Below are 26,262 nucleotides of genomic sequence, written 5' to 3'. Positions count from 1 at the left end.
ACCACAGAACAGGACATTTCATGATTTCAGGTCGTACAGCCGTCATCACCGGTGGCGCTCAGGGCATCGGTTTGGCCATCGCCACGATGTTCGCGGAGAACGGCGCGAGCATCGTCATCGGTGATCTCGACGAGTCGAAGGCCAAGGAAGCCGCAGACGCTTTACCCACCCCTGCAGTCGGCGTTCGCTGCAATGTCACGTCCGCCTCCGACGTGCAGGCATTGGTGGATACCGCAGTTACATCGTTCGGGTCTATCGACATCATGGTCAACAACGCGGGAATCACTCGCGACGCGACCATGCGGAAAATGACCGAGGAGCAGTTCGATCAGGTGATCGACGTGCATCTCAAGGGTTGCTGGAACGGCACGAGAATCGCAGCAGGCGTCATGCGTGAGAACGGCGGTGGATCGATCATCAATCTGTCGTCGATCTCGGCGAAGGTCGGCTTCGTAGGGCAGAGCAACTACTCGGCGGCCAAGGCCGGAATTGTGGGACTGTCCAAAGCCGCAGCGAAAGAGGTTGCACACCTCGGTGTTCGGATCAACGTCATTCAGCCGGGACTGATCAAAACCGCGATGACCGAAGCCATGCCGCAGAAGGCGTGGGATCAGAAGATGTCCGAAATACCGATGCAGCGCGCCGGGGATCCGCGTGAGGTCGCCTCGGTGGCGTTGTTCTACGCGTCCGATCTGTCGTCGTACATGACCGGCACCGTCTCCGAGGTCACCGGCGGACGCTACATGTAGCAATCGATTCCATCTCTCGTCACCAATCCCGTCTCGATAAGGAATCTTCATGCCAGACGCCGTCATCTGTGAACCGCTACGCACACCGGTCGGACGGTTCGGGGGAGTGCTCCGCGATGTGTCGCCGCAGCAACTCGCCGCCGTCGTGATCGAAGAACTGTGCGCCCGTACCGGACTGGAAGGCGGTGTCATCGACGACGTCATTTTGGGACAGGCGTCGCCGAACGGCGACGCACCGGCTATCGGACGGGTCGCCGCACTGGATGCAGGTCTCGGTATCGAGGTTCCAGGTCTACAGGTCGACCGTCGGTGCGGGTCCGGACTGCAAGCCGTATTACAGGCGTGCATGCAAGTACAAACGGGCGGTAGCGATCTGGTGCTGGCCGGTGGTGCGGAAAGTATGAGTCAGGCCGAGTTCTACGCCACCGGAATGCGATGGGGGATCAAGGCCGAGTCGGTGGCGTTGAGCGATCGACTGGCTCGAGCCCGTATCACTGCAGGCGGGATGAATTTTCCTGTTCCTGGCGGAATGATCGAAACTGCCGAAAACCTGCGGGCAGAGTATTCGATCAGCCGTGAGGATCAAGACGAGCTCGCCGTCCAGTCGCATCGGCGCGCCGTAGCCGCGCAGAAGAACGGAGTGTTCGCAGAAGAGATTGTGGGAGTGCCGGTTCCGCAGCGGCGCGGTGATCCGATCGTTGTCGACACCGACGAACATCCGCGTGCCGACACCACTGTCGAGAGTCTGGCCAAGCTCCGTCCGATGCGCTCGAAGATCGATCCGGCTTCGACCGTCACCGCAGGTAATGCCAGCGGTCAAAACGACGGTGCCGCGGTCGCTATCGTGACCACTCCTGAGCGCGCAGCCGAGCTCGGGCTACGACCGATCGCCCGATTGGTGAGTTGGTCGGTTGCCGGCGTACCGCCGCGGACCATGGGAATCGGACCGGTCCCGGCGTCGAAGAGGGCTTTGAGCCGCGCAGGGTTGACCTTGGACGATATGGACGTCATCGAGTTGAACGAGGCGTTCGCCGCACAGACTTTGGCAGTCCTGCGGACGTGGGGTATCGAGCCCGACGATCATCGGCTGAACCCGAACGGCTCGGGCATTTCACTCGGCCATCCTGTCGGTGCCACAGGTGGCCGGATTCTCGCGACCCTCCTTCGCGAAATGCGGCGGCGTGATGCTCGCTATGGACTGGAGACCATGTGCATAGGTGGCGGGCAGGGCCTAGCTGCTGTCTTCGAGAACATCTCTCGGTAGGAGCGTCAATTCCCGTCTGGTGCGCGCCGAACTCGAAGTTGTGGACGCATTTCGGCGAACCGGGCAGGCGTGAGTGCAGACCGGAGCGACCGCAATGAGCTGGATCGTTCTGCATCGACACCCCTGACGCGAGCATTCGTACTGCTACGCTGACGCGGCGCTGGGGAGGGTGCGACGGGACTTACCGGGGGGAATGCCGATGTTGCAGGTCGATCTCGACGCATTGCGGGCGTTGGGTTCGGCGCTGACAGCCTCCGCGGATTCGGTGGAATCGTTGGATCCGGCAGCGCCTATTGCAGCCGCGGCCGATGCGATGCCCAACTCGGCGTTCGGCGATGTCGCCCGGTCCGCTGCGATTCCGACGCTCGACGCCTATCGCGGAGTGTCCGCGCGTATTCGCGCAATGTCGTCCGCGTCGTCGGCCTCGGCAGGCAGCTACGAGGATACCGACCGGGCTTTCAGCGATCAGCTCATAGGTCTGAACGGCGATCGTCGATGAGCGCGACGGTCTCGCAGGTGCGCGGATGGAATCCGAGTGCACTCGTCGATGTCGCCGTCAGTCTTGCGGCGGTGAACTCGGATTTCGGCGACCTGGTCAGTGATGTCGGACGTGCCACGAGGGATGGCCTGAGCCACTGGGAAGGGGACGCGGCCACGGCGGCGTCTGCTCGAGCTGTGGCCGATCGGCTGGCCGCGACCCATCTCGTCACCGCTGTGGACGATCAAGCCGGCGAGTTCGGTACAGCGGCAGGGCAACTGACCGAGGTGCGGACGTCGACTCTTGCGGCAGTCGATGCTGCGGTTGCCGGCGGATTCACAGTCGCCGATGCAGGTTCGGTCACCGCCCCGATCTGCTCGTCCGGCAACCTCGTCGCAGACCTGCTGCTGCAAAGCAGTTTCGATGAGCAAGCACGCAGTCACGAGGCCGCGGTGCGTTCTCTGTTGCGCAGTGCTGCCGACGTGGACGGAATGTGTGCGGCCTCGCTGCAGCGCGCGATCGATGCCATCGCAGAGATCTCCGGATCGCCCGGTGCGCCGGATCACTACGGCGACGTTGTTCGAGACATACTCGACGGCAACGCTTTTCTGCCGGATGATCCGCGAGAGCTCGCTGAGTTCTGGGACGGCTTGACGCCGGCCGATAAAGACGGTCTGGCGGCCTGGGACCCGACAATCGGCAACCGGGACGGACTACCGGCGGTGGACAAGGCACGCATGAACGAGGACCTACTGGTACCGATCACCGCGGCGGCGGAACGTGACCTCGCTGCTGTCGAGGCTCGTCATCCCGATTGGGCCAGAGGGGAGAACGTGCCGCCGTCCAGTGGAGTACTGGACGAGAAACAGCAGGCTCGTCGCAAAGACTGGGAGAGCTGGACGGATGAACGCGAAAAAGCGTCCGGTGCGGTGGCGGGTTTTCACGAAGTGCGTAACCAGCTCGACAGCAACCTCGGTTTTTCCACATTCCTGATGAACATAGACGACCAGGGCCGAGGCGCGATTGCGCTCGACAACCCCGATACCGCGCACAACGTCGCGACGTATGTCCCGGGGACGGGGACCGAGTTTTCGAAGATGGGCGGGGACATGGCGCGCGCCAACGAGCTGCTGGCGGCAGCGGACCGTATCGATCCGGGCAGCAAGAACTCGGTCGTTGCGTGGATGGGGTACGACGCTCCGCCTGGCCTGTCCGACGCCGCACGCACAACATTCGCCGACGCCGGCGCTCCTCGGCTGGACAGCTTCCAGGACGGTCTGCGCGCCGCGCACGACGGCCTTCCTTCGCACAACACCGTCATCGGTCACAGCTACGGCAGCACGGTCGTCGGGCATGCGATGGGCGACGGGGGCTCGCTCGATGTCGACAGTGTCGTGTTCGCAGGGAGCCCCGGGGTGGGGGTCCACAGGGCCGGTGATCTTGCGCTCGACGGGGTCGCTCCGGATCAGATGGGCGATCACGTGTTCGCCACCGCTGCCCCGGCCGACCCGGTGACGTGGATCGGGGTGCTGGTGCCGGAAGTAGCTCACGGCGCCGACCCGACGTCCGATGCATTCGGAGCAACCGTGTTCGAGAGCGCACCGGGCAACGACTCGATCGACATACCGGTGTTGGGTGATGTGGGGTTCGACCCCGACTCGCACAGTAGCTACTTCGAGCGAGGCACACCGTCGCTGCTAGCGATGGCACGGATCATGACGAATACAGGAAATGGCGAATGACGTATCGGACCGTCCGGGGCACGCCCAGAACATTTCTCGCGATCGCACTGACATGTGTTCTTCTCGCAGTCGGGTGCTCGCAGAACGGAGCAGATGACGTGGACAGCGCATTGACACAGGAGCAAGCACAGGCTCGGACCGTCGAGGTGCTGGGACGGTCACTCTCGGTGTTGCCGGATGGTGCGCGGCTCGATGTCGAAAATCCGACCTTCCCTCAATCGAGGCTTCCCACGGGCGGATTCAGACCCTGCTACGACGACAACACGATCGACTACGGGCCGCACCGATTCAGCGCCGGCTACTGGGTAGTTCTCGGCGGCGAAGGTCGAGATGATCTCGACCTGTTGCTGTCCACCTGGGCCGAGTGGGGCTGGACAGTCGAAGACGACAGCACCGACGGGGGGAACTCGGCGACCGCACGAACACCCGATCAGTATGTGGTCGATGCGCTGCTGAGCACAGACGGAGGGTTGAGCCTGGGCGGGTCCTCGCCGTGCTTCGCAATCGAGGCGGGCCGGACCCCGCCGGCCGCCGTTGCTCCGCTGGTGATCGAACAACGATGACCAGTCGATCCGACGCAGACCTCGAAGAACTCACAGTCGAAGCCGCTCGCGTTCATCCATCTCTGTTGACGCTCTTGTGAGCTGCGCCCGCATGCTTCCGTGCTCACACATCCCCGAAACGTCGGTGTGTGGCTGTCGCTACGAACTCGGCGATGCAAGTCCAAGGCTGCTGTCACACAGCTCGGTACGGTGTCGGACATGGACGGTTTCGAGATCGGCGACGGTGTTACGACGGTTGATGGACCCATGAGTGGCGTCTACGGAACCGTGGTCTGGTTCTACGAGGAGAAGCAGCAGTTGCTCGTTCGCTTCGGCGCGTCGCAGCAGATGTACTACGCGGCGGACGAGTTGAAGCGCTGGGGCGAGTAGCCAACGCCCTCTCTCGCCTGCATCGGAATAATTGAATCTTCACCGATGCTGATGGAGTCGACCATCCCGAATCGAAAGGTCCCACCATGCATCTGGGCGTAGACAGTTTCGTCTCTTCCGTGACCGATCCGACCGACGGTCGGGTGATCGCTCCCGAGGAGCGAATGGGTCACCTGTTGGAGGAGATCGCCCTCGCGGATGAGGTCGGGCTCTACTCGTTCGGCATCGGCGAGCATCACCGCAGCGAGTACTACGACTCGGCCCCGTCGATCATTCTCGCTGCGGCAGCCGCGCGCACCGAGAACATCCGACTCGGCAGCGCAGTCAAGGTGCTCAGCGCAGACGATCCGGTACGGGTGTTCCAAGAGTTCGCCACCCTCGATCTGATCTCCAAGGGCCGGATCGACCTGGTCGTGGGACGCGGATCCTTCACCGAGTCGTTCCCGCTGTTCGGCCTCGATCTGGCCGATTACGACTCGCTCTTCGCAGAGAAGCTCGACCTCCTGCTGCAGATCCGGGACAACGTCGAGGTGACCTGGTCCGGTCGGCACCGCCCGGCGCTGAACCGTCAGGGCATCTACCCGCGTCCGCTGCAGGATCCGTTGCCGATCTGGGTCGGCGTCGGTGGTACGCCCGAATCCTTCGCTCGCGCAGGGCTTCTGGGGCTCCCTCTGATGATTGCCATCATCGGCGGAGAACCACGCCAGTTCGCCCCGCTCGTCGATCTCTACCGTCGCGCCGGAGCGCAAGCGGGCCATCCGCCGGAGCAGCTGAAGGTGGGCCTGCACGTGTTCGGCTTCGTTGCCGAGACCACGACGGCCGCAGCAGACACCATCTACCCCGGCTGGAACGAGATGTTCACCAAGATCTCTCGGGAGCGCGGATTCGCTCGGCCCAGTCGGCAGCAGTTCGATGCCACCTCCGGTCCCAACGGCGCGTTCTTCATGGGAGATCCGAAGACGGTGGCCGACAAGATTCTGCGAGTGAGCGAACAACTGGGCGGTGTGGATCGACTGTCGTTGCAGATGACCAATCCGCGGCTGGCCCACAGCGACCTTCTGCGCGGCATCGAGCTACTCGGCACCGAAGTTGCACCCCTGGTTGCTCGGGCATAGCCGCCTCGACCCGAAATACCCGTGATTCCTGTGGCCAAATGCCCTAGTGGCGAGTCGACGCGGCAGCGATCGTAGGAGACGACATGAAGACCGTCTTCGGCCAACGGAGGAACGATGGACCACACGATCGCGGCAACCACATTCGACGGACCGCTCGCGGTCGTGGTCGACGGCTCGCCCACGGACAAGGGGGTGGCCGAGTGGGCGGCGCATTTCGCTCGGGCGGCCTCGACATCGGTGCACCTCGTCCACGGTGCACCGAAAGACGAGTGGAGTGCGGCCGTCGCCGCCGAGCTGAACACCACCGACTTCCCGACGCGGCTTCGGCAGGAGGGTGAGGGCGTACTCGCCCGCGCCGTCGACGTAGTGCATGGAGTCGATCCCCAGGTGACGGTGGAATCGGAGGTATCCGAGCTGTCGGCTGCGCGTCTGGCGAAGGCGCTCTCCGCGGATGCGGCGATGCTCGTCGTGGGCGCGTGCGAGTCGGGTCCATTGCGAGACATCGTCTTCGGGTACTCGACGACGGCAATCGTCAACGCCGCGACCTGCCCGGTGCTGGTATGGCACGAGCGTCGCGACTCCGGATCCGAGCCGGGGCCCGTCGCGGTTGGGGTCGATGGATCCGAGCCGTCGAAACGCGCGCTGTCGGCAGCATTCGACCTGGCGGGCATCCTGGGTGCGCAGCTGCTCGCCGTCCACGTGGGTGCCGTGCACGAAACCGACCAACTCGACTACGGCACCTCGGTCGACTGGCAGCACCTTCGTGAGGCAGAACGAAAGTGGTTGCAGGCCAACGTCGACACCTATCGGGACAAGTATCCGTCGGTGCCGGTTCGGGCAGTATCCGTCGGTGCTTCGGCGGCACACGAACTTCGGTCGATCTCCGCTACGTCCCAGGTGTTGGTAGTGGGCAGCCGCGGCCGAAATCGTTTTGCAGCAGCGATATTGGGATCAGTGAGCCAGAACTTGGTGCATCACGCCGAATGTCCGGTCCTGGTGGTGCATTGACAGCGCCGCCTAGTTCGAGACCCATTCCATTTCGTCGACGCCTGCGACAGGCGTCAGCAGGGAACGGATCTCACCGGCGTACATGGTTCGTTTGATCTCGCCCAGCACTTCACCGCGGGTGCCGGCCAACTCGGCTGCACGGGCGATGGCGTTGTCGCGCACATGCTCCTGCGTCGAGACCGCGTCGACCAGGCCGAGCGCCATGGCGTCGCCACCGCCGTAGCGGCGGCCTGTTGTCAGCGCCTCGTGAAACGCATGTGGAGCCAACCTCGCCCGCACCATGTCGACGGTTCCCGGACTGTAGGTCGCGCCGATGTTGACGCCGGGGAAGCACAGGAAGCCGCGATCGGAACGCATGATGCGGTGGTCGTGTGCCATCACGAAGAATGCGGCACCGCCGTAGGTGTGTCCCTGCATGGCGGCGACGGTCTGCATCGGGAATGTCAGGAAACGCACCAGCATCTCCTGCACTGTGCCGATGAACCGATTGATCTGGTCGAGGTTGTCGGCACCCCACGACAGATCGACCCCGGTGGAGAAATATTTGCCCGTCGCAGTCGTCACCAGCGCAGCCGGGCCGGAGGACGACTCCACCTCGTCGAGCAACGCGTTGATTTCGGCAACCCAGTTCGGGCTCATGCGGTTTTCGCTGTCGTCTACGCCCCGAGTCCCGAGGTTCAGCACGAACACGTCTTCAACGCGATCCAGGTATGGCATATCCCGAACGTACCCAGTTTTCCTTGTTCTAGCTCACAACGCGAGGAACTGACCGGCGTGGGCGAAGCGATGTGTAGTACTCCTGCTGCGACGGGTAGTAGTCGTCGAAACTCGGCAGCGGTGTGTTATCCCTGGATGCGATGAGCATGTCCAGGTAAAACTCCCATCCGGGGCCGATGTCGCCCAGACCATCTGTGCTCTCGCAACTGTGCACGAGAACGACGACCGTCGAACCGTCCCTCTCGTCGAGGCGAACCTCGAGCGGCCACTGCATCTCGCCGATCGTTCGCACGGCCAGTCGGCTGGGCGCCTCGCACGCTTCGATGGTCATATCCGACGCGGGCTCGCCCTCCTCGAACCGCATCGTGACACGAACGGTGTTCTCCGAGATGCGCTCCCACGGCCCGAACCACAGTGCTGTTCGGGGCGATTCCGTGAGGCTGGCCCACACATCCTCGCGCGATGCGGCGATGGTCCTGATCAGCTCGAGAGCGAAGCCGGTGTCGGTGCTGCGCAGCGTGCCCGTTGGTGTCGGTTCCATCGAGTGATTATGCGACTCCGGCATCGCTGCCGTCGAGTGTGACTCCGCCCAGAGGAGGGTCTGCAATCAACTCGGGTCGTAGAGTTTCTCCACCAAGCCGAGGGTCCACAACGCGGTCAGTGGACCGCCGTCATTGGTGAATTTGTCCGTCCGGACGATGCGCTCGCTGCGCACAGCCGGCAATCCGGTCCAGAGCGGGTTGGCGTTCATCGCCTGCAGATCCTGCTCCGAGGTGATTGCGGCAATCATCGCCACTGCGTCGGATGCGGCAGTGACGTTCTCCGGTCCGTATTCGATCTCCGGAGTTGCGGCGGTCCATGCGGAGCCGAAGCGGGCTCCCACATCCTCGAGCGCGATGGACGTCACCCGGTCACGTCCTATCGAGATCCCGCCTTCCTCCGAGGTGCTGATCGGCAGGACTGCGGTATCGGCGATCGCATCGGCGTACTGCGTCGTGAGTTCGTCTACGCGAGTGGTGTATTCGTCGATAATTGCTCGGGATCGGTCCTGCAGATTCAGTGCCGCGCCGATCGTTGTGACGTCCTGCTGCCAGCTGACACCGGTGCCGGTGGAGCCCACCGGCAACACCGGCGCGATCGCACTCAACTGGTCGTAGATTTCTTCGATCACCTCGTCGCGGCCGATGATCAGGTCGGGATCGACGCGTGCGACGGCTTCGAGGTCGACCGTGTTTCGCGGATACAGCTCGGGCACTCCGTCTGCGAGCAGCATCCTGGTGGGCTCGGTCAGCGGGCCGGGAATTTCCGGCGGGGCCTCGGTTTCCACCGGGATCCCGACGATGGGCAAGTCGAACGCCAGGGCGATGTCCAGGTCGCGTCGTCCGTCGATGACGACGACCGACTCGATTCGATCCGGTACCTCGACGGTACCGAACTGCGTGGTGACCGAATGGGTCGCCGAGTTCGGTGCCGCCGGTTCGGTGTCGACACCGCAGGACGAGACCAGGGATGCAACAAGGACCGCACCGAGGGTGACGGACAAGTGGGGGAGCGTTTTCACAACTTAAGTAAACCAAACCTAAGTCAATATTGAAGAACTGGTCAATCGTCGTACTCGACTCGTACCGACACAGGATCGGTCTGCAACGCACGGAAGCCTGCTCCGATGAGGCGTCCGAGCACCGGATTGTTCGAGAAGGATCGCGCTCGGAGGGCGACGTCGTCGTTGGGCGCGAACGCTGCTGTGCCGGTGCGCCATCGGCTGCCCACGCGAATTCGGATTCTGGGCTCGTCGGTGATGTTGGCTCCCCAGCCGGACCTGGTGCCGTGTTGGGAGATCAGCCAGGCTCCGGAGTCGTCGAACACTGCCGACACCGGCACCTGCCGGCTCAGGCCGGACTTGCGGCCTACGGTCTCGATGTCGGTGACCAGGGAGGTTCGGACGCCGATCGACGTAAGTCCGTTGACGACCGGATTCGCGATGTGTTTGCCGATCCATCGCTCGCGGCGAAACTTCGTCACGGCAGCAGATGTGTCCACCCGAGTGGAGCCTCGTCGGTTGCGGAACGCGTCCCAGCCGTTGCGCTGCATCATCGTGGCCGCTGTCTTCCACGCCGGGCGGCTCGAATTCGGTTGACGCCCAGCGCCGATGAGCTGCAACTGGTCGGTGTGCCACTGCAGATCGAGAGCACCGTTGATCTGCTTGAACGCGCTGGACTTCGACGGGACGCGCAGAGCAACGCGCGGCGATTCGACCCGGTCCAGCGTGCCGTCGACCAGAGAGTTCGCGACGGCTGGGGCGAGGGCCGTCGGACGGCCGAGGCCGACCATGTCGCACTCACCCGATTGCACTGCCGCATTCATCACCGAGCGGGTACGGAAGCCGCCGGTGACCGCCAGTGGCACGGTTCCGGCCGCGTCGCGCACCGTCCGCGCGTACTCCAGGAAGTACGCCTCGCGATCGCGGGTGCTCGCGGTGCCCATCATCGCAGGTGATTCGTAACTGCCACCGCTGATTTCGATCAGATCTATGGATTCCCGAACGAGATGCTCGACGGTGATGCGTGATTCTTCCTCGCTGAACCCGCCGCGTTGGAAGTCCGCCGAATTGAGTTTGATTCCTACTGCGAAACTCGGAGACACCGCTGCTCTGATTGCGCGGACGACTTCGATTACGAATCGCATCCGGCCGTCGAGATCGCCGCCCCAGGCATCGTCACGCTTGTTGGACAGTGGTGACAGGAACTGAGACACCAGGTAGCCGTGCGCGCCATGGATCTGGACGCCGTCGAAGCCGGCCGTCTCGGCCACGGCCGCTGCGGTGGCGAATCGGTCGATGATGTCGAGGATCTCGTTCTCGCCCAACGCCCGCGGTGCGGGAATTCCCGGAATGTTGGGGGCAATGGCGGACGGTGCCACGGGCTTGGTGCGGGTGACGATCGGGTTGGCCTGTCGGCCCGGGTGATTGAGCTGCATCCAGATGGGTGCACCGCCGTCGGACGTCGCCTTTGCCCATCGAGCAAGTGCATCGCGGTCGCGGTCGTCTTCGATGACCACATTGCCGGGTTCGCCGAGGTGGGATCGGTCGACCATCACGTTGCCGGTCACGACGAGTCCATAGCCTCCTGCGCCCCACTGGCGGTACAGCGTCTCGAGGCGGGAGTCCGGGCCGTGCTCGGCGGTGGACAGTCCTTCGCTGAGAGCTGCCTTCATCACACGATTCGGCAGGATCTGCCCGCAGGCGAGAGTGAGCGGGCTGCTCAGGTCGATCACGTCGGTGTCAGGGGACATGGCGTTGCTCCGGTTCCGGGACTGCTACTCCAGCTATGATGGACAACATAACTGCAGAACGACTGTAGATGTAACGAGACGTCACGTCAATCATTCTGGCGTCCACGGGAGGGGTTCGGATGGCGAATCGAAGCGGTGCTCGGGATGACATGCTGCGCAGCGCCGCGGATCTGTTTCGTCGACGCGGCGTCGACGCGACCTCGCTGGCCGACGTCATCGATCACGCGGGCGCGCCGCGCGGCTCGATCTACCACCATTTTCCTCGCGGTAAGCCCCAGTTGGTGGAAGAAGCGACGCGCACTGCAGGAGCCGCCATGGGCGCGATGATCTCGGCCGGACTGACCGCGGCGGGGCCCGCAGCCACCGTCCGGGCCATCATCGAGGGCTTTCGCAGCGAACTGCTGGCCACTGGCTTCGCCGCGGGGTGTCCGGTTGCTCCCGCTGCGCTCGAGGGGCTCAATGCTCCCGGTGCCGTGACGGCGGCGGGAGAGTCGTTCTCTTCCTGGGAAGACACGATCGCTGCGTCTCTGTGGCAGCGCCGTGTCGCCCGCGAGCGGTCTCGCGCGTTGGCCACTTTTGCGATCGCCGCCGTCGAAGGTGCGCTGATCATGTCCAAGGCGCAGCGCGCCACGACGGCCTTGGATCGGACCGAGGGGGAGTTGTCGGCCCTGCTCGAGGCGGTCCTGGGGGCTTCGGCGAGCCGCTGACGCCGACCTCGAAGAGGCGGTTGGTCTTGCTATAACTGTAAGTAACAGTTAACTTCCTTTCAGTAACTATGCTGATCGTCATAGTCGAAGGGATTCTCATGTCGCTACCCACCACCTCCCGTCACTCAGTGGACGTCCCGCAGTTCCGTCGGCGATACCTCGCGCTGATCGTGATCTGTGCAGCCGAGCTGCTCGTCGTGTTGGACAACACCGTCGTCAACGTGGCGCTGCCCTCGATGGGACTGCAGTTGCGTGCCGACATGAGCGGATTGCAGTGGGTGGTCGACGCCTACACGCTGACGTTCGCGGGATTGCTGTTGGCATTCGGTCACCTCGGCGATCGCTACGGCCGTAAGAAGGTCATGATCGTCGGACTGGCGGGTATCGCGGTGATGTCGGTCGGCGGCGCAGTCGCCGCCGATCTGGGACAGGTGATTGCGGCCCGTGCGGCTATGGGAGTGTGTGCGGCCGCAGTGTTTCCAGCGACCCTTGCCCTGATCATCAACATCTTCACCGACGCCAAGGAGCGAGCGCTGGCCATCGCGGCCTGGACTGCCATGGCCGGGTTCGCCATCGCGATCGGCCCGACGGCCGGTGGATTCCTGCTCGAGCATTTCTCGTGGCACTCGGTGTTCTGGATCAATGTTCCTGTGGCACTGCTCGTTCTGGTGGCCGCGCTGGCCTGCGTACCGGAGTCGAAAGCAGAGCACGTCGGCAAGTACGACCCCGTAGGCATCGCGCTGTCGTTGGCCGGCATCACAGTACTCGTCTGGGCGATCATCGAAGCGCCACACAACGGTTGGTTGTCTGCAACGAGCATCGGAGCCTACTCGGCAGGATCGGCAGCCATCGTCGCGTTCGTCTGGTGGGAGCTGCGAACACCGTCTCCGGTATTGGACCTGAACCTGTTTCGAAACCGGAGATTCTCACTGCCCGCTTTGGCAATTGCCGTGGCGTACTTCAGCATGTTCGGCTTCCTGTTCATGATCACCCAGTACTTCCAAGGTGTGATGGAGTTGACCCCACTGCAATTCGGGGTTCACTCGCTCCCCTTCGCGATATCCATCGCAATCGGTGCGCCGCTGGCGACGATCATCGCACAACGCATCGGAACCACGGCCGTGATCGTGTTCGGGCTGGTGGTGATGAGCATCGGCATGTTCATCGCAGGTCAGGTGGAGGTCGAAACGCCCTATCTGGGACCGGTTCTCGTCTCGATGATTCTGATGGGCCTCGGCTTGGCGATCGTGCAGGGCCCTGCCACCGAGTCGATCATGTCCTCGGTGACGCTCGACGAAGCAGGTGCGGGCTCCGCGGTGAACGACACCACCCGAGAGGTCGGCGGAACGCTCGGAGTTGCGGTGCTCGGATCGATCGTCGCGTCGATCTACACCGCGCAGGTGAGTCCGAAGATCGACGCGATACCCGACGCGATCATGGATCCGTACCAAAAAGCGTTTGCTCGCGAAACGGTCGTCAGCGTCATCGAGATCGTCAAAGCGCCCACCAACCCGATCTTCGCGACGCAGAAGGCCGACCTGATCCACGCGATGAAAGCGGCCTCGCTGGAGGGCTTCCAGCTCGCGTCGTTCGTCACCGTCGGAGCCGCTGTGGCCTGTGCGCTTGCCGTCGCGCTGTTCCTGCCGTGGCGACGACCGGAGGGAAACGGTGTGCTGGTTGCGTGGCGCGGATCCGAGGACGGCGACGAGATCAGTTGAAGGGCGTGCCGCCGGTGACCGCGATGGTCTCGCCGGTGATGTAGCTCGATTCGTTCGATGCCAGGAAGACGTATGCCGGTGCCAGCTCTGCGGGTTGCCCCGGCCGCCCCAAGGGAACGGTCTCGCCGAACCTCTCGTACTTCTCTGCCGGCATCGTGGCCGGGATGAGCGGTGTCCAGATCGGTCCCGGCGCAACGGCATTGACGCGAATCCCACGCTCGGCGAGATCGCCTGCGAGACCTTTGGTGAACGCCACTATTCCGGCCTTGGTGGTGGCGTAGTCCAACAACTCGGGAGATGGATTCGACGCCTGAATCGAGGTTGTGTTGATGATCGTCGATCCTGCGTCCATGATTTCGGCAGCGCGTTTCGAGATCCAGAACAGGGCGTACAGGTTGGTCTTGAGCACGCGATCGAACTGTGCGGTGGTGATGTCTGCGATGCCGCCCATCTGCGCCATCTGAAACGCAGCGTTGTTGACGACTATGTCGAGCCCGCCGAGAACCTCGGACGCGGTGTCGACCAGTTGCACGCACTGCAACTCGTCGGTGAGATCGCAGGCGATGGCTCTGCCGGCGCGGCCCGCTCCCTCGATGAGGTCGACAGTGGTCTGCGCGTCAGGGCCTTCGGATTCCAGGTGTGCGATGACGACGTCGGCACCCTCGCGAGCGAACGCAAGTGCAACAGCACGGCCGATGCCCGAGTCGCCGCCGGTGATCAGTGCTGTGCGGCCGTGCAGTCGATCCGATCCACGGTAGGAATCCTCGCCGTGATCGGGAGCGGACACCATGTCGCGGGTCAGTCCGGGGTGCTCGAGACGACCCTGCTCGGCCCAGTCGGGCATGGGAAACGCGGTGGTCGGATCGGATTTGCTGAACTGGTCGGACATTGTCGATCCTTGCCTCGGTGTGCGTGAAATGCTCCACGCGGCAAGTCGAACGAGCCGCTTCGGTTCAGTGGAGACGACTCGCGGCAGACGTGCCGTCCTGAGTCGCTGTCCTCCTGGGGTTTGCCGAATCGGGTGGACCGCAAACCTCCACCGGTCATGCAGCGCGCGGATCCGCCCCGATGGTCGCCGCGCCCAATGCGTCGAGAACGATGCGCGCCGGCCGTGTCGGAGCGAAGACCTCGAGTCGGCCTGCACTGCGCGAGGCAGCGTCGATGACCACGCATGCCGAACCCGAATACATGAAGGTGACCGCCGACAAGTCCAGCAGCACAACCGTTTCACCGCGCATGGCCTCGTCGAGCGCCCGCGCCAGATCCTTACGAGCCCGCAGATCGAGATCGCCCGTCGCGCGGACGACGGTCAGGTGAGGAGAGTAGAGCTCGGAGCCGATGGAGTAGTGAGCATTGCCGTGCTGGGCGGGTGCGAGGTGAGAATTGGAGTGGTCGGTGACAGTCACGGTGCGAACCTCTCAGTTCGGATGGCCTAGCGACCGACGTGCACGGGGTGGAACCCGGGGGCTACAGGTTCCGGTGCATGCCGTGGGGCAATCCTGACAGCGCAACGTCACCGAATCGAGGCCTGATCATCACAGACCGATAGCTAATCGGTAACGAAAAGGTAACGGCAGATGTGACGCAGCTGAGCGTCGTTCAGGGCAGTGTGTGGCCCGCCGTCCGGAACAGGCGGTACCACTCCTGCCTGGTCAGGCGTAGGTCGGAACCGCCGGCGGCTTCGACGACTCGATCGGGACTCGTGGTACCGAGCACGACCTGGATATCGGCCGGGTGCCTGGTGATCCAGGCCGTTGCCACCGCCGACGGGGTAGAGCCGTATACGTCGGCGATCTCGTCCAGTGCCACGTTCAGTTCGGGGTAGTTCTCACGGTCGCCCACGAACACGCCGGAGGACGTCCCGCTCTGGAACGGTGACCATGCCTGCAGGGTGATACCGCGCGTTCTCGCGTAGTCCAGCAAGCCGTTGTCGCGGTCGATCGATTGATCCTCGGTGGCCATGTTGGCGGTCAAGCCCGCCGCGATCAACGGCGAGTGCACGATGCTCAGCTGTACTTGATCGAACAGAATGGGTTGAGTAACAGCTGTTTTCAACAACTCGATCTGGCCTGGTGTGTGATTGGAGACGCCGAAGCCCAGGACCTTGCCCGACGCGTGCAGGTCATCGAACGCTGCTGCGACCTCCTCCGGCTCGACGAGGGTGTCCGGTCGGTGCAGTAGAAGTGTGTCCAGGTGATCGACGCCGAGGGCCTCGAGGGACGCCTCGACCGTGGTGACGATGTGATCCTTGGAGAAGTCGAACCAGCCCTCGCGAATGCCGACCTTGCTCTGAATGCTGATGCGCTCGCGCTGCGACGGGCTCAGTGTCACCGCGTCGCCGAATCGCTTCTCACACGTGTGCGGGGCACCGCCGTAGATATCCGCATGATCGAACACCGTCACGCCCACGTCGAGGGCAGTGTTCACCAGCCTTCTGATCTCGTTCTCGTCCAGATCGGTGATGCGCATGAACCCCAGCACGATGCTCGAGACGCTTGCGCCGGTATGGGGGAGGGGAAAGGTGCGCACGGTGGATCTCCTGTTCGCCGGTCGAGCTGTCGGGTCGAGTGTGCCGAACTCCGGTCGGCGGGTTGTAGGGAGTCGTCGGTTACTCGAACTCGAGGCGCGTGGATTGCGTCGTCGCCTGGAGTATCAGCACGAACCCGGTCAGCGTCACCACGATCGGTGCCCACAGAACCGCCGCAACGAAAGTGTCCACGTCCCGCTCCAGCACGATGTACACCGCAACAATGGACGTCCCGAGCAGGCATAGTGCGATGTGGGCGGCCAGACGCCACTTGTCGAAGAAGAAGCCGGCGAGCATTCCCATCGGAATGAGGAATGTGCATTTTCCGAGCGTGACCTCGGGCGCAAAATTCGCAGTGATGGTGGCCCCGAAGATTGCGAGGTCGGCAATGACGACGAAGGCGAACGCCTGCCCGAGCGTCGGCCACGGACCGAACCACCAGAACGCGCCCATGATGTACGCGGCGACCATGGACGTCCATTGCACGATCGAGGGGAGCGGAGTGGTCGCCCCGTAGCCGAACGCCAGCTCGAGGGTGACCACAAGGGCCATGGACAGCGCAGCAGTCGAGACGATGAGCTTGACCACAGTGGTGATGGCGAGAGATGTCATCACCCCGACGCCCCACTGGTAATGCACGTTCGATCTGGTCGCAGCACGAATCATTTCGGCCCCTGTCGTTCCATCGGCAACCGATTGAAACACAGCCGTCTGAGCCGAGGACCGACCTTCGCCGAGTCCCGACTCCTATCCTGCCCGTGCGGCGCATCGATCAGCTGGTCAGGCGTGCCAACAGTTCGGGGAGCGTCCCACTGACGTCGTGGCAGCAGGCGATCACTGTGGCGTGGCGTGGCCGCGAAGTGTGGCCTCGTCGATCAAATCCAGCATCACCCTTTCGGCACCGGAAAACCTGTTCGGTGTGCGCGAGGAAGGGAACTGTCAGTCTTCGGCTCGTTTGAGAACAGCAAGGACCGTCAGAAACAGAATCTTCACATCCAGCCAGATCGACCAGTTTTCGATGTAGTAGTTATCCCATTCGGCACGGTCGGCGATGGATGTCTGGCCGCGTAACCCATGAACCTGTGCCCAGCCAGTGACGCCGGCCTTCACTCGATGCCGCTCACCGTAACGACGGATCTGCATCTCGAAGAGGTGCACGTACTCCGGGCGTTCCGGACGAGGTCCTACCAAACTCATGTCACCGCGAATCACGTTGATCAGCTGGGGTAACTCGTCCAGCGACGTTTGGCGCATGATCTTGCCGATACGCGTCCGGCGATCCACTCCTTCGACTCCGCCGGGAGCGTCACCTGCTTTCCTCTCGAACTCGGCATCCGAAGCGCGTGGTGGACGCATCGAGCGGAACTTCAAGCAGTAGAACGGAAGCCCGTCTCGACCGATACGCTCTTGCTTGAAGAAGACGGGACCAGGGGAACTCAGTCGAACGAGAAGCATGAGAGTCAAGAACACAGGGGAGAGCACCAGCAGGCCGAGAGCGGTCAGGACACGGTCGAGCACTCCCTTGACGGCGAATTGCCAGCCCTTCGGATCGATGTGCGGCAACACCATCAGGGGCAACCCACCGATGTGTTCTACGCGGGTATTCAGGCCGACTGCGTCGTAGAGACGTGGAACTACCCACACCCTCATTCCGAGTCGGTGCGCAATTCTGATCGTTGTCACCAGGTCTCGTTCGTCGGATGTAGCAAATGCGATGATCAGTTCCTCGGCATTGGTTCGGCGTGCCACTGTCTCGAGGTCGGCGGGCACGCCGAGATGGGGAAGTTCCCCCGCAATTGTCTCTCGAGAGCCCACGGTGGCAACTGGCGCATCGCCGACGTAACCGACAGGAGCAAGTCCGTACTCGGGAAATTGACGCATCCGAGAGACGAGCTGGTGCGCAATCGGGTCGTTGCCGAGGACTATCGTCGGGGCGGCGGACCCGTACCGGGTACGAATGACGCGCTGAACGACCACTCGGACGAAACGGGCGACCGCTACGGTCACAGCGCTCAACACCCAAAGCCTCAACACGACCGCGCTCGGCCGATATTCGGTGTTGGACAGGAACATCGCTACGAGTAGAGCCAGCGACGCAAAAGCCACTGCCGTCTCGGCCGGCCCGATTTCGTCCAGGAAGTTGCGCCGAAGACCGCGCCGGTACATCGATTTTCCCGCAAGGATCCCGATGAGCAGCGGCAGGAACAGCCAGGGCAGCCAGCCTGTTTCGGCGAGACTGCCGAATTGCCACAGTAAGGCACCGATCAGGGCAACGGCACCGGCGAAGGTATCCACCGCGACATTGATTGCGGTGTGCCATGGGTCGACTCGAAGGTGGTCCGCTAGCGACTGAGGTGAGATGTTCAACTCTGCCCCGGCTGCCCGCGGGCGAGAGTGCGTCGATTCCAGAGTCTTGGACACAGCTACTTCCGGTGGCTAGTTCGGTTCGGATGGTTCCGAATATCCCATTTAATGTATACCTGTGGGAATGACGGCATTTGGTCTAGCGGCCGAAAAAAACCCCGGGTTTGGTTGCAAGCGAAAATGTGAATGCGTGGTGGGAAACAGCGCGATTATTCAAAAATTCGCTCGCGGATAATCCACGCCAAATCCTGCAGTATCTGAATGTGGCCGGTGGTCCACTGGCGAGGCCGCTGGTCCCAAACACACACGGTGCCTACGGAGAAACCATCGTCGTCGACGATCGGAACTCCGAGGTAGGAAACCAGCAACTTCGCCTGAACCGATGGGTGGTCCTTGAGGTTTTCGAGTAGTCGTGCGTCCTCGACCACCAGTGGTTGACCGAGGTCGATCGCATATCGGCAGATCGACCCTTCGATAGGAACCTCACGCGCACTGCCGATTTCGGGAGGTAGTCCTAGCGCGCTCTTGAAATACTGACGCTTGTCGTCCAGCAGGGAGAACGCAGCAGATGGGGTGTCCAAGGCATCGGCCACAATTGCCACAACCCTGTCGTAGTCCGCCTCGGAATGGGTGTCCATCAGGCCTGTACGAGCAACAGCAGCGACGCGATCGGGCTCGTCGATGGCAGTACCGAAGACTCTGGTCGCGACTGCTGTTCGGGGACTGCCCTCGGTCCCATCGCGTAGGGCACGGAGCAACGAGCCGATGTCGGAGTCTTGATCATCGGACAGTTCGTGAACAAGTCGGTCGATGACTGCCCGCCGGATGTATGCCTCGGTTGAAATACCGGATTTTGCCGCCTGTCGGGCAAGTAGCTCGTTCAGTCGGTCGTCGAAACCCGAGTATCCTATCGTCATCGTCCATATGGTAGTTCAGGCCAAGTTGCTTTACTTCGCCAAACCGTGGACGCATTCCATATTGTCGGTGCGCGAATGTACTGGCGCGGGTGCAGGCGGTGCCGTGACCTGTGAGTGTCCTGGCCCACGCTGGCGTACGGCCGCGTCGACGCCTACGCCGCGGAGCATTCCGGTCGGTAGTCGACCTGTTCCACCGTCGACCGGGATGGGCTACTGTCTGCGCATGAATTCGCAGCCGGGGGGCTCGATCCCAGATCGCATCGATGTCACGTTCGATTCTCACGGCGACGCCTGCGCGGCGTGGCTCTACCTTCCGACCGGCACCGGCCCCGCTTCGGTGATCGTCATGGGTCATGGTCTCGGCGGAACTCGGGAAATGCGGCTCGACGCCTACGCGGAGCGCTTCCGCGCCGCGGGGTACGCCTGCCTGGTGTTCGACTATCGCTACTTCGGGGCCAGTGGCGGCGAGCCACGGCAGCTGCTCGACATCGAATCGCAGCTGCAGGACTGGGCCTCGGCCATCACTCATGCCCGCTCGCGTGCGGATGTGGACAACTCCCGAATCGTGTTGTGGGGCTCGTCGTTCGGCGGTGGTCACGTCATCGTCGCCGCCGCTCGAGACCAGCAGGTCGCGGCAGTGATCTCACAGTGCCCGTTCACCGACGGGATTGCTTCGGGACTCGCGTCGAACACGTGGACATCGATGAAGCTGTCCGGCCGGGCACTGGGTGATCTGGCGGGATCGGTGTTCGGACGACCGCCACTGATGGTGAACACGGCCGGACGACCTGGAACGACCGCACTGATGACCTCGCCCGACAGCTACGACGGTTATCTCGCTCTCGCGCCGGACGCCGACGAGACGTTCCACAACCGAGTCGCAGCGAGAGTCGCGCTGCAGATCGTGCGGCACCGGCCCGGTCGTCGGGCAAAGGACGTTCGCTGCCCCATCCTGTTCGTCGTCTGCGAGACGGACTCGGTCGCGCCGGCGAAGGCCACTCTGCGCTACGCACGGACGGCACCGCACGGAGAGATCAAGACCTACGACGCCGGTCATTTCGAGATCTACCTGGGTGAGGCGTTCGAGCGGGTGGTGGCGGATCAGGTCGAGTTCCTGACCCGCACGGTTCCACCGACTCAGTAGACGTCGCGTACGTACCGCTTCTCTGCGGCAAGGGCTTTGACGTAGGCCTCGGCACTGCTCGGCGCGAGCTTGCCGTGTTGTGCCACCACGCCCTTCAGCGCGGCGTCGACGTCCTTGGCCATTCTGGACGCGTCGCCGCACACGTAGAAGTGGGCACCGCGGTGAATCCAGTTCCACAGCTCGGCCCCGTGCTCACGCATCCGATCCTGGACGTAGACCTTGTCCTTCTGATCGCGCGAGAAAGCAACGTCAAGGCGGTTCAGCGAACCGTCGCTCAGCATCGACGTCAGTTCGTCGCGATAGTAGAAGTCCGTGTCGGCGTGCTGTTCACCGAAGAACAGCCAATTGTGGCCGGTGTGCCCGAGTGCGCGACGCTCGTGCAGGAAGGCGCGGAACGGGGCGACGCCGGTACCCGGGCCCACCATGATCATCGGGGTGGTGGGATCGTCGGGCGGCTTGAAGTGCGAGGTCTTCTTCACGAATATCCCCACATCGTGGTTCGACGCATGGTCGGCCAGATAGGTCGAGCAGACACCGCGCCGGGGAACTCCGTGCACGTTGTAGCGCACCGCCGAGACTGTCACCTGTACCTCGTTGGGGTTCTCCTTCGGACTCGACGAGATCGAGTACAGCCGTGGCTGCAACGGTTTGAGAACCCCCAGCCAGTCGTCCACCGAAGCCCGAACCGGATGTGCGGCAAGCACATCGGTCGACTGACGACCCCACATCCAGTCGGACAGCGCATGCTTGTTGTCGGGATGCAGCATGGCCTCGAGGTCGTCGTCAGCGGTTCGTCGATGGACGAACTCGAGTAGATCCGGTGTTGCGCGAGCAATTTCGAGATGGCGGCTCAGAGCCGTGCGCAGTGACATCGAACCGTATTCGGCGAGATCGACGGCCGCATCGCTGTCCAGGCCGGTGGCCGCGAGCCATTCGTCGACGTAGGCATCGCTGTTGCGCGGCCACACTCCGAGCGCGTCGCCGACCTCGTACTCGAGAGTCCCGTCGGGCAGATGGAATCCGAACTGGCGGACATCCTTGACGGATCCGCGTGCGGTCAGTACCCGATTACGTACGAGAGTCGTCACCAGCGGTGACTTCTTGCTGTACCGTTCCGGCTCCGCTCGGGTCTGCGGGACGCTGCGCGCTACGGACTCCACCCGTGCTTCGTCGGCCGTGGTGTCGCCATCGTGCCTGAGCCGATCGACCACCGCATCGAGCCACGCCGCCGCCTCGCTCTCGTAGTCGGGCTCGCAGTCGACCCGCTCGAGCAGTCGTCGGGCGCCCAACTCCGTGAGGCGCTCGTCGATCCTGCGTCCGTGGCCGCAGAAGTCCGCATAGCTCGAGTCGCCGAAAGCGAGTACGGCATAACGGATTCCCGGAAGCGTCGCCGCGGACTCGGCGACGAGGCTGTCCCAGAACGTCGCACCGTTGTCGGGCGCTTCGCCGTCACCGGTGGTACTACTGACGATCAGCACATCGGCCTCGGCGGGCAGACGATCGACGGTGAACGTATCCATCGAGTGTTCGGCGATCGTCAGGCCGGCTCCCCGCAGGTGGGAGAGGCAGGACTGGGCGTACTCCTCGGCGGTGCCGGTCTGCGAGGCCCAGAGCAGCAGCACCGGGTGTCGGCCCGGATCAGCGGTATCGGCCGATACGCCGGGAGTAGCACCGTCGGTGTCGGGTCGACGCGAGAACAGGCCGGCGAGAACGCCGTCGAGCCATGCGTGGGTCTCGGGGGACAGGGGAGTCTGCGACGGCAGAGAGGGCGTTCCGGCGGCGCTGCGGCCGGCCTCACTGCCCAGACCTTCGAGAAGGCCTGCGATGTAGCGCTGCTCGACGGTGGTCAGCGGTTCCGAAGGACGCGCAGGGCGGCCGACGATCGTTGCGAGCGCATCGACCGGATCGTGGGAATGCTCGTCGCCCACGGGTGACAGCGATTGGGCTGCAGCAACTCTGGTGAGCGTGACAGCGCACGCCTTGAACTCGGGTTGTTGAGAATACGGATCGATGGCGTCGTTGGTGACGGCATTGATGGCAAGGTACTCACCGAATTCGTCGTTCCAGTGGAAGGGCGCAAAGCAGCTGCCCGGGAGCACTCGATCGGTGACGACGGCAGGGAGGACGGCTCGGCCTCGGCGGGACGCGACCTCGACGCTGTCGCAGTCGATCACACCGAGCCGCTCGGCGTCGAGTGGGTGCACCTCGACGAACGGGCCGGAATCGAGTTTGTTCAGCTTGGCCACCTTGCCGGTCTTGGTCATGGTGTGCCACTGGTGTGGCAGGCGTCCGGTGTTGAGCAGAAACGGGTAGTCGTCGTCGGGCATCTCCGCCGGCATCATGCTGGGCCTGGCGAAGAATTGGGCCCGACCGCTCGGGGTGGGAAAGGACAGTGCGGGGATCGAACCGTCGTCGGACACCCGTTGTCGTTGGCTGACCCCGTCGTTGAGGTAGCGGATCGGGTGCCGGGTGGTTGTCGCGTCGGGCGGACAGGGCCACTGAATGGGACTCTCGCGCAAGCGTTCGTAGGTGACTCCGCGAATGTCGTAGCCGGTGTTCGGATTCCAGAACTGCTTGATCTCCTCGAACACCTCCTCGGCGCTCGCGTAGGTGAAGGCATCGGCATACCCCAGCGCGCACGCCATGTCGGCGATGATTTTCCAGTCCGGCAGCGCACCGCCCGGTGCCTCGAGCGCCGGTTGGAACAGCGTGAGGTTGCGTTCGGAATTGACCATCACTCCGTGCGCTTCCGTCCACAACGCGGCGGGCAGCATCACATCGGCGTAGTCGTTGGTTTCGGTATCGGCGAACGCATCCTGAGTGATGACCAACTCGGCGCGTTCGAGACCGTCGATCACCGTCGTTCTGTTGGCCACCGAGGCAACCGGATTGGTGCAGATGATCCAGCAGGCCTTGATCTCACCGGCAGCGAGCTTGGAGAACATCTCGATGGTTCCGCCGCCGACGTCGGTGCGCAGTGTTCCGCGCGGAACGCCCCATCGATCCTCGACGAATTCGCGGTCGGCGTCGTTGACCACTGCTCGCTGTCCCGGCAGCCCGGGGCCCATGTATCCCATTTCCCGTCCGCCCATGGCGTTCGGTTGCCCGGTCAGGGAGAACGGGCCGCTGCCGGTCTTGCAGATGGCGCCGGTGGCCAGATGGAGGTTGCACAGCGCGTTGGTGTTCCAGGTTCCGTGCGTCGACTGGTTCAGGCCCATCGTCCAGCAGCTCATCCAGTTCTCTGCACCGCCGATCATCGCGGCCGCGGCTCGCAGGTCTTGCTCGTCGAGACCGGTTGCGGCGCAGACGTTCTCCGGGGTGTAGTCGTCGAGGAAGTCCGGCATCGCGTCCCACCCGTCGGTGAACTCCGCGATGAACTCCGGGTCGATGTCGCCGTTCTCCACGATGAGCGCCAGCAGACCGTTGAGCAGCGCCAGGTCCGAACCCGGCTCGAGTTGCAGATGCAGGTGGGCCTTGTCCGCGGTCGCGGTGCGACGTGGGTCGACGACGATCAGCTGTGCGCCTGCCTTGACGCGGTCCATCATCCGCAGGAACAGAATGGGGTGACAGTCGGCCATGTTGGAGCCGATGACGAAGAACACGTCGGCGTGGTCGAAGTCCTGGTACGACCCCGGCGGGCCGTCGGCTCCCAGTGATTGCTTGTATCCGGTCCCTGCGCTCGCCATGCAGAGCCTGGAATTGGATTCGATCTGGTTGGTGCCGATGAACCCCTTGGCCAATTTGTTCGACAGGTATTGGGCCTCGGTCGACATCTGCCCCGATACGTACAGCGCGAGCGCATCGGGACCGTGTTCGTCGATGATGGTTCGCAGCCGCCGGGCGGTGTCGTTGATCGCCGCCGAGGTGTCCGTGCTCTCCGGGTGCTCGCCGCGGCGATGCCGAATCTGGGCCTTCTCGAGCCGTCCGGGACCGGCGAGCATGTCCGCGGTGGTGGTCCCCTTGGTGCACAGCCGGCCGAAGTTGGCCGGATGAGACTTGTCGCCGACGGATTTGGTGACGACAGGCCTGGTCGGAGCGGCATCGGAGGACGTGGACGGGCCGCCGATCTCGAGCACCATGCCGCATCCCACGCCGCAGTACGCGCAGAGTGTCTTCACCGTGGTGACCATGGATTCCACAGTGCCCGGCCCAGGGTGCGCCGTCATTACACGTCAGTTAGCCGGATATGACGTTGTCCTCACCGTGCCCCGCGATGGGCGGTGATGTCCTGCCCAGGTGCTCCTCGAAAGCGATCGGGAGGTAACACGAACTTCGCGCCTCGCGATTGGTACTCGAACGTTACTCATCGAACGGGCTGTCGAGTGGAGTGTCCGATTTTCCGCTGGCACAATCGGTCGGGTCGGGCTCGAAGTGGGAAGTGGTGTGGTTCATGAGGGTGTATCGCGGATTCGTACTCGCCGCGGTGGGAGTGGTTGCTTCGGTGGCAGTCCTGTCGGGATGTAGTTCTGCAACGGACATCTCCGAACCGTCGGTACCGATCGATTCCAACCCGATGACCGAGCTGATGAAGCCGAAGCTGACCTCGAGCGTCCTCGACGGAGCCGTCGGATTCTCGCCGGCGGACCCGGTGACCGTCTCGGTCGCCGACGGCAAGTTGTCCTCGGTGACGATGCTCAACCCGGAGGGCGAGCCGGTCTCGGGAGCGATTTCGCCCGACGGATTGTCGTGGACCAACACCGAACCGCTCGGCTACGACCGCGAATACCGCGTCCAGGCCGACGCCTACGGACTCGGGGGAGCGTCGAGCACGGTATCGAGCTTCACCACCAGCCAACCCGGCAACTTCACCAAGCCGTACGTTCTGCCGAACCCCGGCGACATCGTCGGAATCGGTCAGCCGGTGGCGGTTCAGTTCGACGAACCGATCACCGACAAATTGGCAGCCCAGAACGCCATCACCGTCACCACGACGCCTGCCGTCGAGGGCGCGTTCTACTGGGTCAACAACAAGGAAGTTCGCTGGCGTCCGCAGAACTACTGGGCACCGGGCACCACGGTCGACGTGGCGGTGAACGTGTACGGGCGCGATCTCGGTGACGACATCTTCGGCCAGGAGAACGCCACGACGTCGTTCACGATCGGTGACGCAGTCATCGCCACCGCCGACGACAACACCAAGCAGGTGACGTTCAACGTCAACGGCCAGGACGTCATCACCATGCCGACATCGATGGGCAAGGACAGCACCCCCACCGACAACGGCGTCTACATCATCGGCGACCGCTTCGAGCATCTCGTGATGGATTCCTCGACCTACGGTGTTCCGGTCGATTCGTCCAGTGGATACCGCACTCCGGTCGACTGGGCGACGCGAATGTCCTACAGCGGCATCTTCTTTCACTCCGCACCGTGGTCGGTGGGACAGCAGGGTTATTCCAATGCCTCGCACGGGTGCCTGAACCTGAGTCCCACCAACGCGAAGTGGGTGTACGACAACACCAAGCGCGGTGACATCGTCGTGGTGAAGAACACCGTTGGTGGAACGCTGTCGGGTACCGACGGCCTCGGTGACTGGAACGTCCCGTGGGACGAGTGGAAAGCAGGCAACGCCACCACGGTCTGATCGGA

General features: G+C 63.4%; 23 protein-coding genes. 12 read left to right on the top strand and 11 right to left on the bottom strand.

Going from position 1 to position 26,262, the window contains the following annotated elements; translation table 11 throughout:
- The first annotated feature begins 20 nt into the window (after positions 1–20).
- From fabG to R4P57_RS12475, 8 genes are all read left to right on the top strand, one after another.
- Positions 21–749 carry a 3-oxoacyl-ACP reductase FabG gene (fabG, locus tag R4P57_RS12510; protein WP_317803154.1) on the top strand — a complete coding sequence of 243 codons (729 nt, stop codon included), beginning with the start codon at positions 21–23 and terminating at the stop codon, positions 747–749.
- Between the two features lie 49 nt (positions 750–798).
- Entirely contained in the window at positions 799–2,013 is a 1,215-nt protein-coding gene (locus R4P57_RS12505; RefSeq protein WP_317803153.1) for an acetyl-CoA C-acetyltransferase, read from the top strand.
- Between the two features lie 199 nt (positions 2,014–2,212).
- Positions 2,213–2,512, top strand: coding sequence for a UDP-glucose 4-epimerase (locus R4P57_RS12500; RefSeq protein WP_317803152.1), 300 nt, complete (start codon positions 2,213–2,215; stop codon positions 2,510–2,512).
- Positions 2,509–4,233 (top strand): alpha/beta hydrolase, encoded by a 1,725-nt coding sequence (locus tag R4P57_RS12495; RefSeq protein WP_317803151.1) that lies wholly within the window; start codon positions 2,509–2,511, stop codon positions 4,231–4,233. Before R4P57_RS12500 ends, R4P57_RS12495 begins: the two co-directional genes overlap by 4 nt.
- On the top strand, positions 4,230–4,796 hold the full coding sequence (locus tag R4P57_RS12490) for a hypothetical protein (protein ID WP_317803150.1): 567 nt from the start codon (positions 4,230–4,232) through the stop codon (positions 4,794–4,796). The genes R4P57_RS12495 and R4P57_RS12490 overlap by 4 nt, the downstream gene beginning before the upstream one ends.
- Before the next feature lie 198 nt (positions 4,797–4,994).
- On the top strand, positions 4,995–5,165 hold the full coding sequence (locus tag R4P57_RS12485) for a hypothetical protein (RefSeq protein ID WP_317803149.1): 171 nt from the start codon (positions 4,995–4,997) through the stop codon (positions 5,163–5,165).
- An 86-nt stretch (positions 5,166–5,251) separates the two neighbouring features.
- Positions 5,252–6,280: an LLM class flavin-dependent oxidoreductase gene (locus tag R4P57_RS12480; RefSeq protein WP_317803148.1), complete on the top strand. Its 1,029-nt coding sequence runs from the start codon at positions 5,252–5,254 to the stop codon at positions 6,278–6,280.
- Positions 6,281–6,394: 114 nt separating this feature from the next.
- On the top strand, positions 6,395–7,288 hold the full coding sequence (locus R4P57_RS12475) for a universal stress protein (RefSeq protein WP_317803147.1): 894 nt from the start codon (positions 6,395–6,397) through the stop codon (positions 7,286–7,288).
- A 9-nt stretch (positions 7,289–7,297) separates the two neighbouring features.
- On the opposite strand, the gene R4P57_RS12470 is transcribed toward R4P57_RS12475, so the two are convergent.
- From R4P57_RS12470 to R4P57_RS12455, 4 genes are all read right to left on the bottom strand, one after another.
- Entirely contained in the window at positions 7,298–7,927 is a 630-nt protein-coding gene (locus tag R4P57_RS12470; RefSeq protein ID WP_317803146.1) for an enoyl-CoA hydratase/isomerase family protein, read from the bottom strand.
- Positions 7,928–8,033: 106 nt separating this feature from the next.
- Entirely contained in the window at positions 8,034–8,546 is a 513-nt protein-coding gene (locus tag R4P57_RS12465) for an SRPBCC domain-containing protein (protein ID WP_317803145.1), read from the bottom strand.
- 66 nt (positions 8,547–8,612) lie between these two features.
- On the bottom strand, positions 8,613–9,548 hold the full coding sequence (locus R4P57_RS12460) for an ABC transporter substrate-binding protein (RefSeq protein ID WP_317803144.1): 936 nt from the start codon (positions 9,546–9,548) through the stop codon (positions 8,613–8,615).
- Positions 9,549–9,607: 59 nt separating this feature from the next.
- The gene (locus R4P57_RS12455; RefSeq protein ID WP_317803143.1) at positions 9,608–11,296 is read right to left on the bottom strand and encodes a nitroreductase family deazaflavin-dependent oxidoreductase; all 1,689 of its coding nucleotides are present in this window, start codon (positions 11,294–11,296) and stop codon (positions 9,608–9,610) included.
- A 119-nt stretch (positions 11,297–11,415) separates the two neighbouring features.
- Between R4P57_RS12455 and R4P57_RS12450 the strand changes: the two genes are divergently transcribed.
- Together R4P57_RS12450 and R4P57_RS12445 are read left to right on the top strand one after the other, a co-directional pair.
- Positions 11,416–12,003, top strand: coding sequence for a helix-turn-helix domain-containing protein (locus R4P57_RS12450; protein ID WP_317803142.1), 588 nt, complete (start codon positions 11,416–11,418; stop codon positions 12,001–12,003).
- A gap of 98 nt (positions 12,004–12,101) precedes the next feature.
- Entirely contained in the window at positions 12,102–13,721 is a 1,620-nt protein-coding gene (locus R4P57_RS12445; protein WP_317803141.1) for an MFS transporter, read from the top strand.
- Here R4P57_RS12445 and R4P57_RS12440 read toward each other — a convergent pair.
- The 6 genes from R4P57_RS12440 to R4P57_RS12415 form a co-directional block, all read right to left on the bottom strand.
- Positions 13,714–14,610, bottom strand: a complete 897-nt coding sequence (locus R4P57_RS12440; protein ID WP_317803140.1) for an SDR family oxidoreductase — start codon at positions 14,608–14,610, stop codon at positions 13,714–13,716. The two genes, R4P57_RS12445 and R4P57_RS12440, sit on opposite strands and share 8 nt — an antisense overlap.
- Before the next feature lie 154 nt (positions 14,611–14,764).
- Positions 14,765–15,127: an STAS domain-containing protein gene (locus R4P57_RS12435; protein WP_317803139.1), complete on the bottom strand. Its 363-nt coding sequence runs from the start codon at positions 15,125–15,127 to the stop codon at positions 14,765–14,767.
- 193 nt (positions 15,128–15,320) lie between these two features.
- A complete protein-coding gene (locus R4P57_RS12430; RefSeq protein ID WP_317803138.1) occupies positions 15,321–16,250 on the bottom strand; it encodes an aldo/keto reductase in 930 nt (309 codons plus the stop codon).
- Between the two features lie 79 nt (positions 16,251–16,329).
- Positions 16,330–16,914 carry a giguanylate cyclase gene (locus R4P57_RS12425; RefSeq protein ID WP_317803137.1) on the bottom strand — a complete coding sequence of 195 codons (585 nt, stop codon included), beginning with the start codon at positions 16,912–16,914 and terminating at the stop codon, positions 16,330–16,332.
- Positions 16,915–17,187: 273 nt separating this feature from the next.
- The gene (locus tag R4P57_RS12420; protein ID WP_317803136.1) at positions 17,188–18,669 is read right to left on the bottom strand and encodes a sugar transferase; all 1,482 of its coding nucleotides are present in this window, start codon (positions 18,667–18,669) and stop codon (positions 17,188–17,190) included.
- Positions 18,670–18,821: 152 nt separating this feature from the next.
- Complete coding sequence (locus R4P57_RS12415; protein ID WP_317803135.1) at positions 18,822–19,529, bottom strand: GAF domain-containing protein; 708 nt, start codon at positions 19,527–19,529, stop codon at positions 18,822–18,824.
- A gap of 223 nt (positions 19,530–19,752) precedes the next feature.
- On the opposite strand from R4P57_RS12415, the gene R4P57_RS12410 reads away from it, so the two are divergent.
- On the top strand, positions 19,753–20,673 hold the full coding sequence (locus R4P57_RS12410) for an alpha/beta hydrolase (protein ID WP_317803134.1): 921 nt from the start codon (positions 19,753–19,755) through the stop codon (positions 20,671–20,673).
- On the opposite strand, the gene R4P57_RS12405 is transcribed toward R4P57_RS12410, so the two are convergent.
- A complete protein-coding gene (locus R4P57_RS12405; RefSeq protein ID WP_317803133.1) occupies positions 20,667–24,803 on the bottom strand; it encodes a bifunctional nitrate reductase/sulfite reductase flavoprotein subunit alpha in 4,137 nt (1,378 codons plus the stop codon). The two genes, R4P57_RS12410 and R4P57_RS12405, sit on opposite strands and share 7 nt — an antisense overlap.
- A gap of 260 nt (positions 24,804–25,063) precedes the next feature.
- Between R4P57_RS12405 and R4P57_RS12400 the strand changes: the two genes are divergently transcribed.
- Positions 25,064–26,257: an Ig-like domain-containing protein gene (locus R4P57_RS12400; RefSeq protein WP_317803132.1), complete on the top strand. Its 1,194-nt coding sequence runs from the start codon at positions 25,064–25,066 to the stop codon at positions 26,255–26,257.
- The last annotated feature ends 5 nt before the right edge of the window (positions 26,258–26,262 follow it).

Source organism: Rhodococcus sp. IEGM 1330 (genome assembly GCF_033142445.1).
Taxonomy (GTDB): Bacteria; Actinomycetota; Actinomycetes; order Mycobacteriales; family Mycobacteriaceae; genus Rhodococcoides.
Note: the sequence above shows the minus strand (reverse complement) of the source record. Positions and strands in the feature narration are given on the sequence as shown.